The sequence below is a fragment of the Streptosporangium sp. NPDC002544 genome (assembly GCF_040295965.1).
Taxonomy (GTDB): Bacteria; Actinomycetota; Actinomycetes; order Streptosporangiales; family Streptosporangiaceae; genus Streptosporangium.
Genome location: NZ_JBEOWJ010000065.1, coordinates 18516 through 29182 on the forward strand (window position 1 = coordinate 18516; position 10667 = coordinate 29182).

12 protein-coding genes, 1 tRNA gene and 2 pseudogenes are annotated in these 10667 nt (G+C 66.6%); 8 read left to right on the forward strand and 7 right to left on the reverse strand.

Annotation, left to right across the window (positions count from 1 at the left end):
• The first annotated feature begins 11 nt into the window (after positions 1-11).
• From ABT061_RS47380 to ABT061_RS47390, 3 genes are all read left to right on the forward strand, one after another.
• A complete protein-coding gene (locus ABT061_RS47380) occupies positions 12-665 on the forward strand; it encodes a GNAT family N-acetyltransferase (protein ID WP_350930299.1) in 654 nt (217 codons plus the stop codon).
• A 124-nt stretch (positions 666-789) separates the two neighbouring features.
• Positions 790-1512: a divisome protein SepX/GlpR gene (gene sepX, locus ABT061_RS47385; RefSeq protein WP_350930285.1), complete on the forward strand. Its 723-nt coding sequence runs from the start codon at positions 790-792 to the stop codon at positions 1510-1512.
• A gap of 57 nt (positions 1513-1569) precedes the next feature.
• A tRNA-Ala gene (locus tag ABT061_RS47390) sits at positions 1570-1646 on the forward strand.
• A 72-nt stretch (positions 1647-1718) separates the two neighbouring features.
• On the opposite strand, the gene ABT061_RS47395 is transcribed toward ABT061_RS47390, so the two are convergent.
• From ABT061_RS47395 to ABT061_RS47405, 3 genes are read right to left on the reverse strand one after another with little or no spacing between them, the layout of a single operon-like run.
• A complete protein-coding gene (locus ABT061_RS47395) occupies positions 1719-2111 on the reverse strand; it encodes a ribonuclease E inhibitor RraB (protein WP_350930286.1) in 393 nt (130 codons plus the stop codon).
• Between the two features lie 40 nt (positions 2112-2151).
• Positions 2152-3282: a site-specific integrase gene (locus tag ABT061_RS47400; protein ID WP_350930287.1), complete on the reverse strand. Its 1131-nt coding sequence runs from the start codon at positions 3280-3282 to the stop codon at positions 2152-2154.
• Entirely contained in the window at positions 3282-3413 is a 132-nt protein-coding gene (locus ABT061_RS47405) for a helix-turn-helix domain-containing protein (protein WP_350930300.1), read from the reverse strand. Before ABT061_RS47405 ends, ABT061_RS47400 begins: the two co-directional genes overlap by 1 nt.
• A gap of 172 nt (positions 3414-3585) precedes the next feature.
• Between ABT061_RS47405 and ABT061_RS47410 the strand changes: the two genes are divergently transcribed.
• The 3 genes from ABT061_RS47410 to ABT061_RS47420 all read left to right on the forward strand — a co-directional run bounded on the left by ABT061_RS47410 (position 3586) and on the right by ABT061_RS47420 (position 6129).
• Entirely contained in the window at positions 3586-4551 is a 966-nt protein-coding gene (locus tag ABT061_RS47410; protein ID WP_350930288.1) for a trypsin-like serine peptidase, read from the forward strand.
• An 845-nt stretch (positions 4552-5396) separates the two neighbouring features.
• Complete coding sequence (locus ABT061_RS47415; protein ID WP_350930289.1) at positions 5397-5681, forward strand: DUF7710 domain-containing protein; 285 nt, start codon at positions 5397-5399, stop codon at positions 5679-5681.
• A 37-nt stretch (positions 5682-5718) separates the two neighbouring features.
• Positions 5719-6129, forward strand: coding sequence for a VOC family protein (locus tag ABT061_RS47420; RefSeq protein WP_350930290.1), 411 nt, complete (start codon positions 5719-5721; stop codon positions 6127-6129).
• A 19-nt stretch (positions 6130-6148) separates the two neighbouring features.
• On the opposite strand, the pseudogene ABT061_RS47425 reads toward ABT061_RS47420, so the two are convergent.
• Together ABT061_RS47425 and ABT061_RS47430 are read right to left on the reverse strand one after the other, a co-directional pair.
• Positions 6149-6793, reverse strand: a pseudogene (locus ABT061_RS47425) (IS5 family transposase); the annotation flags it as partial.
• Positions 6745-7308 (reverse strand): annotated as a pseudogene (locus tag ABT061_RS47430) (TetR/AcrR family transcriptional regulator); the annotation flags it as partial. The pseudogenes ABT061_RS47425 and ABT061_RS47430, both read right to left, overlap by 49 nt.
• Before the next feature lie 51 nt (positions 7309-7359).
• Here ABT061_RS47430 and ABT061_RS47435 point away from each other — a divergent pair.
• Positions 7360-8250 (forward strand): SDR family oxidoreductase, encoded by an 891-nt coding sequence (locus ABT061_RS47435; protein ID WP_350930292.1) that lies wholly within the window; start codon positions 7360-7362, stop codon positions 8248-8250.
• A 274-nt stretch (positions 8251-8524) separates the two neighbouring features.
• On the opposite strand, the gene ABT061_RS47440 is transcribed toward ABT061_RS47435, so the two are convergent.
• A complete protein-coding gene (locus ABT061_RS47440) occupies positions 8525-9088 on the reverse strand; it encodes a site-specific integrase (RefSeq protein ID WP_350930293.1) in 564 nt (187 codons plus the stop codon).
• A 111-nt stretch (positions 9089-9199) separates the two neighbouring features.
• Here ABT061_RS47440 and ABT061_RS47445 point away from each other — a divergent pair, with 111 nt between their 5' ends.
• Positions 9200-9688 carry a UTRA domain-containing protein gene (locus ABT061_RS47445; RefSeq protein WP_350930294.1) on the forward strand — a complete coding sequence of 163 codons (489 nt, stop codon included), beginning with the start codon at positions 9200-9202 and terminating at the stop codon, positions 9686-9688.
• A 164-nt stretch (positions 9689-9852) separates the two neighbouring features.
• Here ABT061_RS47445 and ABT061_RS47450 read toward each other — a convergent pair whose 3' ends face one another.
• Positions 9853-10476: a DUF6461 domain-containing protein gene (locus tag ABT061_RS47450; protein ID WP_350930295.1), complete on the reverse strand. Its 624-nt coding sequence runs from the start codon at positions 10474-10476 to the stop codon at positions 9853-9855.
• Positions 10477-10667: the final 191 nt, after the last annotated feature.

Genomic DNA, 10667 nt, shown 5'->3' on the forward strand with positions numbered 1-10667 from the left:
TTGGGGGGATGATGGAGGGCGTGGATCGACTTCGTGGCTGGCCGGTGACCCTGACGGAAGGTCCGGTAGGACTTCGACCGCTGCGGCTGCGGGACGTACGCGTCTGGCGGGAGTCGCGGCTGCGCAACGCGAACTGGCTCCGTCCCTGGGAGCCGAGCAATCCTGAGACCCCCCTCTTCAAGACCGGCCTCGGCCCCTACATCTCGATGGCCGGAACCCTCCGCAGGGAGGCCCGGCAGGGCCTCGCACTACCGTGGGTGATCACCTACGAGGGCGCCTTCGCCGGGCAGCTCACCGTGGGCGCCATCGTCTGGGGCTCCGCCAGGTCGGCACAGATCGGTTACTGGGTGGACGGCGCGCTGGCCGGTCGCGGGATCACCCCCACCGCGGTCGCCATGGCGGTCGATCACTGCTTCTTCACCACGGGGCTGCACCGGGTCGAGGCCAATATCCGTCCGGAAAATCACGCAAGCCGCAGAGTGGTTGAAAAACTTGGTTTTAGGGAAGAGGGCATCAGACGTAGGCATTTGCACATCGATGGTGCCTGGCGTGACCACATTTGTTACGCGCTCACGGTCGAAGACGCGCCGAGAGGGTTGCTTGTGCGGTGGCGGCGGGCCCGTGAGGCGGCCGCTCATGGCGGCACTCCGCACGAAGAGGTTTGAAGATCTCACGACACACCGCATCGAATGCTCGTCAAATAGTGACACGCGGTCTTACGGTGCGTGACATGAGCACATCGAAGGCGCCGGGAGACCACCCGCGTCTTCATGCTGCCCGGAGGTGGCCGTGAGCAGCGTTGTCCTGTATTTGGCCATTGTCATTATGTGGCTGTGCGTGCTCGTGCCCATGTGGCTGCGCCGCGACCGCAACACCCTGGTCGAGACGACCAAGGACCCCGAGTCGTACGCCTACGACGAGGATTCCACCGAGACCCTGGTCGAGCCGCCGCACGCATCCTCCCCGGAGTCCCCGGCCGAGTCCTCCTCGGGGGGCCTTTCCGCCACCGGGACCATGCCGGAGTTCCCGCCGGGCGACGACGCGTCGCCGCCCGCCGACCGGGAGATCTCGACGGGTGCCCAGACCGCGCCCGAGACCCCGCCCGCCCGCCGGCCCAACCCGCGGAGGGTCGCGGCCGAGCGCCGTCGCGCCGAGCTCCGCCGCAGGGGGAGGCAGGTGGCCAAGCGCAGGCGGCTGACCTTCTGGTGCGTGCTGCTCCTGCTCGCCTCCGTGGTGACGGCCGCCGTCCAGGTCATCCCCTGGTGGGGCGTGGCGCCCTCCGTGGTGCTTCTGGGGGCCTATCTGGCCATTCTCCGGGTCACCGTGCAGATCGACGCCGAGCAGCGGAGAGCGGCCGCCAAGGCCCGCGCGGAACGTGCCAGACGCGCCCGCCGCCGCGCCGCCCTGCTGGAGGCCCAGCGCCCGGTGGCCGAGGTCATCGACCTGACCGCGCTCCGCGACGAGCTCTTCGATCAGTACGCCGAGACACCCCGCCGCGCGGTCGGCGACTGACGGTGGCTCTGGATGGCGCGAGTGCCCCCGGAAGTTTGCTAATCTAGTCCACGTCTTGGGGATGTAGCGCAGTCCGGTAGCGCACTTCGTTCGCATCGAAGGGGTCAGGGGTTCGAATCCCCTCATCTCCACCAGGTCAGAGGCCACTTCCGAAAGATCGGGAGTGGCCTTCTGCGTTGCTGAGTGACCAACTGAGTGACTACGCCTCACGGGGTGGCTGCGGCTCCCCAACCGTCGTACTCGGCGTGATACCGAGCCGCAAGGTCGTCGAACAGGTTGCCCGTCTCCCGCACGAAGTCAGGCGAGATCACTGCGGTCGTTTCACAGGTCACCGGCCAGCTGTCCGGATGCTCCGGGGAGGGCTTCCCGACCTCGGGACGCAAGCCGTAGCCGGCGCCGTTGGCCTCCTTGGCGATGCTCTGAGCGGCATCGAGGGTCGGGGCGTACAAGTAGAAGTCCACATGACGAGGCTGCTCAAGATCAGCTCCTGCCTTGGTGAGCTGATGCATCACCATCAGGTCCTTGTACTTGATCCCAAGCTCTGGTGACCGCTCTTCCAGATCAACTTGCTCATGCTTCTTTCTCCGGAACGGCCACATGCGACATCCTTCGTAATCTTGTTCGGATTGGCGATCATAGTCAGTCCGGGAAAAGCTGGTCCATGGCCTCAGCTCCTTCCAGGAGCATCGGGCGGAGCTGCTTGCGGTAGACGGTCTCGGTGACCGAGGTGTTGCGGTGGCCGACCAGGCGGGAGATGTTCTCCAGGGGTACTCCGGAGTCCGACAGCAGCGAGACGAAGCTGTGCCGCATCTCCCGGGGTGTCCACTCCTTCTCGTTCAGACCGGCCTTCTTGAGCACCGCCCGGAACGAGCGCCGGACGTTGTGCGCGTCGAGCTCCGTGCCGACTTTGGACGCGAACACGAGGCCGTTGTCCTGCCAGTCGTCACCGGCCGCCCGCTTGGCCACCTCCTGACGCTCACGGTGGAGTTTGAGCGCGTCAGCGCAGCGCCTCGGCATGGCCAGTGTTCGCCGGGACTTGCGGGTCTTGGTGTCGCCGCCCTCTCGCACCGACCGCCAGACCATGATGGACGGCGGGGTGCCGTCGAGGTCGACGTGTGACCAGGTGAGTGCCCGCAGTTCCTCCGTACGAGCCCCGAGCAGCAGCGAGAGCACGATGTAGGCGTGCAGCGCCGTACCCTCGGACGCCTTGAGCACGGCTTCCGCCTGGTCGAGGGTGAGCGACTTGGACGGATGTCCCTCCTTTCCTCTGGGGATCTCGCAGAGCAGCGCGACGTTCCGCTTCACCTTGTCCCGAGCCTGAGCGCGGGAGATGGCCCGGACGAGGATCGAGCGCAGTTCGCGGAGCGTCCGCGTGCTCGGCTCCTTCGCCTTGTCGGCCAGCCAGCGGTCAACGTCATCCGCGGTGAGGTCGACGAGCTTCCGCGCGCCCAGGCCAGGGATGATGTGCTTGTTCGCGAGGATCGAGCACTTGTCCACCGTCGCGGACCCTCGGCCGCTGAGCCCGAACTCCAGCCAGTTCCGTACGGCGTCGGCCACGGTGTAGCCGGTCGAGGAGACCAGGAGCCCGTCCTCGTAGTCGCGGATGATCTCCTTGAGTCTCTTCATGGCCGCAGTCTTGGTCCTGCCGCTGGCCTTCTTCACGATCCGCTTGCCCGCCGGGGTGTAGCCGACCGTCACCGAAGCGATCCAGCGTTGCCGTGCCTCGTCCCAGTGCAGCCCGCCGTCCCCACGGCTACGACGTTCGGTCATCAGGCGGCCTCCCGCTCCAGGAGCGCGATGTACTCGCGGATAGCGGACGCAGGGATGAGCCGGGTACGACCCTCCTTGACCGAGCGCAGCCGCCCCGAGCGCATCAGCTCGTAGAGCACACTGCGGCTCAGCCCGAGCCGAGGCCGTGCCGTACGCCGAGATCCCCGGTGCCTACGAGCTGATCACGCCGACGTTTCGGGCGCTCTACTCCTACGGCCCGGACCTCGACCACGCTGAGAGCGGTGGGTGCGGTTTGCAGCTGGTTCCAACCGAGGTGCCATTGGAGATCGTTAAGACGGAGCCATGAGACGACTACGCCTGATCATGGGCGCCCTGCTCCTCGCCGGAACCGTCACCGCGCTCCCCGCAGCGGCGAGCGCCGACCCGGACGCGATCGTGAGCGTGAAACTCGAGCGCCAGGCCGCCGCCTTCTGGACGCCGGAGCGCATGGCGCAGGCCAAACCGGCGGAACTCTCCGACCGCCAGGCCCGCGACCGCGACGTCCCGCCCGTCGCCCCGCCCGCCGGGACGCCCGGCCGCGAGTACACCGTCCCCGGAGCCCCGCCCGCGCGGCAGGCGGCGGCGACCGCGTCGCAGAGCCTGCTCGCCACGCCGACGGTCGGCGCCATCTACCTGGTCACCGCCGACGGAGGGCTCGTCTACTGCTCGGCCAGCGCGGTCGGTGGCCATGCGCGCAACGTCATCGCCACGGCGGCGCACTGCCTCCACGGCGGCCCGGGTGGGGGTTTCATCAGGAGCGCGCAGTACATCCCGTACTACAACTACGGGCCCAGCCCCGAGTACGGCGTCTGGACGATCGACACGATCCACGTCCACCAGAAGTGGATCAACACCGGCGACGACTTCTACGACTTCGCCTTCGCCACCGTCGCACCGCGCGGGGACGGAGCCCGGCTCGGCGATGTCACGGGCTACAACGGCATGTCGTTCAACCGGAGCGGCTCCTACATCGCGGCCCTGTGGGGCTATCCGGGCATCCCACCGAGCAACGCCGAGTGGCAGTACAACTGCACGGACATCGCCTACAACGGCCCGATGGTGCCCGGCTTCCATTACTCCATCAACTGCTCGACGCTCGCGCACGGCGGCTCGAGCGGCGGGCCGTGGATCTACGACTACCAGCAGGAACGCCGATGGGGCTACGTCAGCTCGGTGATCACGCACGGCGTCCCCGGCAAGTCGATCTACGGCCCCGCCCTGGGGGACGAGGCCAGAGCGGTCTATGAGAGAGCGACCGGACAGGCCTGAGGCCGCGTGAGCGCGCGCCCGGCCCGTGCACCGCAGGCCGGGCGCGCGCCGAGTCGGCTTCCTCCTCCCGAACGTGTCCTCAGCCGCCAACTAGCGACGCGGTCCTGTTCTCGGAAGTGCCGAGCTGGGGTTTCGCCTCTCAGCCGTGCATGTTCTCGGAAGTTGTGGCAGTCTCCGCTTCCGAGAACACGATCTTCTCGGAAGTCCGATGACCTGCGCGGACCGGCCCACTTTGGGGCTGGGGCCGCGTTCGGGAGGAGAACGCCGAAATTATCTGGATCGCCAGTCCTCCTGGACCTGGAGAAGATCCCACCGGACTGGTCTCTAGTTGAGGGCAACCTGAACTTCCAGCAAGGTCACAAGTACGTTACCCGCGCGTACAACGCCAAGACGCATGGGGGAACGCTCCGCGTCACGTTCACATCCGCGTCCAAGAAGAAACTGACGACGGGACGCATACTCCTTCAGGACCAAGATGAGCAATACCCTGATGGAGTTGATGTGCTGCTTTCCACCGCCGAGTTCACGACAAGGGCGCAGCACTACTGTTAAGAACACTTCCGGCCAGCCCTCGAGATAGCCTCCCGGATCTTCTGTGCGAGCTCAGCCGTGACCGCGATATCGTCTGGGAAACGATCATCTTCATTTCGGGAAGCGATCTTGTAGGCCCCGGTTCCGCCCCAGGTCACCCCTACTCGTGAACATCCCACCAGGTCAGAGGCCGTTTCCGAGAGATCGGGAGCGGCCTTCTGCGTTGCTGAGTGACCAACTGAGTGACTACGGTCCATCCACCGAGGCCGTGCCTCTCCGGGTTTCGCAGAGTTCAGTGACGAGGTGTCTCAGCGGTGAGCGATTCCAGTCCCGTGACCGTGTGGGTCTTCCTGGGTGAGGGTGCTCAGTGGCCGTCAGGCGTGTTCCGGACGCGAGAGCGCGCAGAGTCGTGGATCAAGACCGGCAAGCTGACGGGGATGCTCACGGAGTACCCCCTCGACACGGGTGTCTACGACTGGGCGATCGAGCATGACCACTTCCAGCCCCGCGCCGCCCATCAGCAGACCCCCTCGTTCGTCGGGCGCTTCACGACCGCGCAGCAGGAGCACTTCCACTACACCGATGGGAACCCGGACTAAGGCTCCTATATCGGATATCTTGTGACAAGATTGCGAAATGCTGCGACTCACCGATTTCATCATCGACTGCCCGGACACGATGAAGCTGGCGGCCTTCTACTCTGAGGTGACGGGCCGCGCGATCAAGGAAGGCAGCCACGAGAACTGGGCCGGCATCAAGTTCGGCGAGGTCGAGCTGGCCTTCATCCGGGTGGACGACTACCGCGCTCCGCAGTGGCCCGACAGCGAGCACCCCAAGCAGTTCCACCTCGACTTCGAAGTGGACGAGATCGAGTCCGAGCAGCGCCGTGTCCTCGATCTCGGCGCGACGCTGCAGCAGGACTTCATCGGCCACGACGGCTACGGCTGGCGGATCTACACCGACCCGATCGGCCACCCCTTCTGCCTGTGCCGCAACAAGGGCGTCATCTGGACCGACCAGGGCCCGATCTGGCCCAAGCGCGACTAGAGCGCGTATTCAGTTGTGATCAAGAGACGGTCCGGGTGAGGTCTTTGATCCAAATCATCGCGGCGCGAAGGTAGAGGCTGGCGAGGTAGCTCTCGGGGGTCTTGTCATAGCGGGTGGCGATGCCTCGCCAGGCCTTCAGCTTGTTGATCAGACGCTCGACGGTGTTCCGCTCCTTGTAGAGGTCGACGTCGTGGCTGACGGGCCAGCCGCCCTTGCTGCCCTTCTTCTTCCGGCTGGCGACCTGGTCCCTCTTCTCCGGGATGACAGCCTGAATGTGGCGTTTCCGCAGGTAGGCACGGTTGCCGCGAGACGAGTAGGCCTTGTCCCGGCGACCGCGCGGGGCCGGACGCGGGGACGGCCGACGGGGCCCCGCACCCGTATCTTCTTGAGCACGGAGATGAACTGCGGACTGTCCGCGGCCTGCCCAGCGGTCAGGACGAACGCCAGTGGGCGGCACTTGCGGTCGGCGGCGAGGTGGACCTAGCTGGTCTGCCCGCCCCTCGATCGTCCGAGCAGGGGCAGCTTTCAGTCGAAGTTTGTGCTGGCGTTCGTGACCATGCGGACGAGGGTGTCGACGAGCTCGTCGGAGGTGGTGCGCAATTTGTCTGTGCTGAGGTGGCCGCTGAGCTCCATGTCCGCGATGCCGTGGGCGCTGCTGAGCAGCAGGGCGCCGTAGTGCCGTGCGTTCCGCTCCCCGACGAGGTCGGCGACGATGGCCAGGAACTCGTCCTGGAAGCGTCCGGCCGTGCGGACGCGGTCTGCGGCCGGGTCGCCCGCCGGTGTGCACAGCTGACGCCGGACGCGATCGAGTCTTTCACCAAGTTCTTCAGGACGGTGTCCGCGACGCCTGAACAACATCTGGTACAGGTGCGGCTGGTCCCGGCCGACGCCGATGAGGGTGCGGAGAGCGCCGCGCAGCTTGTCGGAGACCGACAGGGCCGGATCGGTCCGCAGGGCGTGGACCTGGTCGGCGATCCGTTCCCAGCTCTCGGTCGCGACGGCGGTCAGCAGGCTGTCCTTGCCCGTGAAGTGCCGGTACGGCGCTCCCCGCGTCACGCCTGCCCGCGCGCCCACCTCGCGCAAGGTGACCGCTTCGGGGCCGCCGAGGTCGAGGAGGTCGGCGGCCGCGTCGAGCAGAGCGCGGCGGGTGAGGGCGGCGGATTCCGCACGAGTGACCATGGCCTCGATCTTACAGTTGACAGTGTCATCTGTGCGGGTAGCGTAGCCAAGGTGACAACGTCATCTGAGCCCCAGAAGCTGATCGTCGTAACCGGAGCCTCCACAGGCATGGGCGCGTCAGCCGCCCGCGAACTGGCTCGCCAGGGATTCCATGTCCTGGCCGGCGTGCGACGCGACCGTGACGCCGACGCCATCCGATCGACCGGCATCGAGCCGGTCATCCTCGACATCACCAAGTCCGAGCAGGTGGAGGCACTCGCCGCGCGGGTCGCCGGCGACCCGCGCGCGCTGCACGCGCTCGTCAACAACGCCGGCGTCCAGGTGAACGCCCCGGTCGAAGCCCTGCCGATGGCGGAGTGGCGGCGGGTGTTCGAAGTCAACCTGTTCGGCCACATCGCCGTCACTCAGGCGCTCCTACCCGCGCTGCTGCGCAGCAAGGGTCGCGTGATCAACATCAGCTCGGTCGGCGGCAAGATCGCCATGGCCACATACGGTGCGTACGCCGGCGCGAAGTTCGCCCTGGAGGCGGTCAGCGACTCGCTCCGCCGGGAGGTCGCGCCGCTGGGCGTACAGGTGGTCGTGGTTGAGCCTGGCGGCGTCCACACGGAGATGGCCGCCCGCGGGATCGCGACGGCGAACCACCTGGCCGCCCGGATGACGCCGGACCAGGACGAGCGCTACGGCAGCCTGGTCCAGGCGAATAACAAGTTGATGGCCTCGGGCACTGCATCGGGCCTGACCGCTGACGCCGCCGCCCGGGTCATCGCGAAGGCGGTGACGACCCACAGACCGCGCACCCGCTACACCGCCGGCCGGGATGCCGCCCTGATCACCCGCCTGGCCCGGATGCTGTCCGACCGCACGCTCGACCGCGTCCTCGCCGCCAACCTGCGCCGCCACTACCCGAAGGGAGCCGTCGGCCGAGGAGGACTCCACGAATGAACTCCCACTCCTCGTCCGTCAGTTGGACCCTCGTCGCACAAGACGACCTACCGGATCGGGCCCCGCAACAAGGGCGAATCCCGCAGATTGATCACAACTCGATACGCGCCCTAGAGGGCTTGCTCGTCGACCGCCGATCCGCCACGACGTTGCCCTCTACGCGGCCGGATGGCATCTCGCAACAAGACGAAGGTTGCCTGATGCAGCGTCAGAAAGCGACAACCCGGCGAGGCGGACGCTCTCGCCGGGCATGGGCCTACGTCGGAGTGCTGAGCTAGAGATCGGGAAAGAGCTTGTCCATCGCTTCGGCCCCTTCTAGGAGCATCGGGCGGAGCTGCTTGCGGTAGACGGTCTCCGTCACCGAGGTGTTGCGATGGCCGACCAGGCGGGAGATGTTCTCCAGCGGGATGCCGGAGTCGGACAGCAGCGAGACGAAGCTGTGCCGCATCTCGCGGGGTGTCCACTCCTCCTCGTTCAGGCCGGCCTTCTTGAGCACGGCCCGGAACGAGCGGCGGACGTTGTGGGAGTCGAGTTCGGTGCCGACCTTGGAGGCGAAGACGAGGTCGTTGTCCTGCCAACTCGTTCCCGCCGCCTTGCGGGCCACGTCCTGGCGCTCGCGGTGGAGCTTGAGGGCGTCGACACACCGCCTCGGCATGGCCAGTGTGCGCCGGGACTTGCGGGTCTTGGTGTCGCCGCCCTCCCGGACCGAGCGCCAGACCATGATGGACGGCGGGGTGCCGTCGAGGTCGACGTGCGGCCAGGTGAGTGCCCGCAGTTCCTCCGTCCGTGCCCCCAGCAGCTCCGTGAAGCAATCCGCCAGCTGGCCCAGGAAGGGCATGTCATCTCCCGCCCTGGCGCGGGGACCTTCGTGAGGGAGCGGCCACCGGTACGGAGGATTCCTCGCTCCTGGCACCGAGAGCGGAAGGCCGGCTCACCGTTCGCCGCGAGCATGCTTGAGCAGGCGATGGCCGGAAGCTGGGACTACGAGTCCGCCACGGTGCGCGCGTCGCCGGAAGTACGTGCCCGACTCGCTCTCGACGAGCCCGAGGATGACCACGATGACGTCATGCACACCCGGTACGTCTTCCGGGCTGGCGGTCAGGTCTGGATGCTGTCGGATTCCTACGAGCCGCTGCAACTGACCAGAGGCACGATCGTGGCGATGCCGGAGGACGGACCGCTGGCCGGCCACGGGGTGACGCACCGGATGGCCGAGATCGGCGTGATCGTCGATGACTGGGTTGAGGATGTCAGCGCACGCGCCGCTCTTCCAGGAGAGGCCAAACGCCTCGGCATCTCGCCAGGGTCCATCGTGCTGACGATCCAGAGGACCTACCTCGCCGACGGGCGGCCGGTCGAGATCGCCGACATCGTGGTCCCGGCAGAGACCTCGCAACTCGGGTACTCCGGCCCGGTAGGCGAACGCACCAGCGAATGACCCGTCACCGGGGACCTGCCATTCCTCTGAGGCTTTTTCATCCTGATGGCCTGGTGCGGCAGGCCCGCGGAGAACAGTGCCCTCGTGAAACCTGCAGGAGCGTGCAGCGAAGTGATCCACCGTCCGCCTGCCAACCCGCGGGAGCTGCAGACGATGGATCCTGCTCACCTCGATCCGGGAACGACTCCGCACAGATAGGTGGACTCCTCCAGCAGTTGCGGCGTCATCGTGATCCCGGTGAGGCGCTCGGCCAGGAGGAACGCCGGCCCTTTGTGGGGGGCGGCGATCGAGTAGACGGGGGAGTCGATCCGCTCCAGGATCTCTGCGAGTTCGTCCGGCATCTCCTCTGAGTAGCTTTCGTGAGGCCTGAACATGAACTGGATCCTCCCGTCTTCGATCCGGTGGGAATAGCCTTCGTCGTGCGCGAACTCGAACCGGATCTTCCCGTCGTCGATCCAGTAGAAGTAGTCCATGTCATCGACGTCGAGGTAGAAGTGGGAGACGAGACGGGTGCCCGCCGACAGCGGCATGATGATTTCTTCGGTGACGCCGAGCCCGCTGCAGGCCTCGACGAGGAGCACCCAGTCTCCAACGGCGACGGCACCGAAGGTTTGCCACCGGATCAGCTCATCAAGCGTCACGCGAGAGCAGTCTTCAACCCGGACGCCGAGCCGGGTCACCACTTCCTCAAGCGTCAGGCCGCGGACGTAGGTGAAGCAGTAGGCATCCGCGAACTCGGGGAAGCGCTCACGGGAGAACCAGGAGTAGTCGTCAGGAGTCGCGATCATCCCGTCATGCTCGCAGCGCCCACCGACACAATAAGAGCCATTTCATCCTGAGTAGCGGCCTTCTTCCACGAGCTGCAGCACAAGGATCGCCTGCACTGTTGACGACGCGCGAACCGTGACCCCCTGACGACGGGCGAATGCTGACCCCCTTCAGTCACTCTGGAGGGTGATCAAGGTGGAAGACTGGGCGG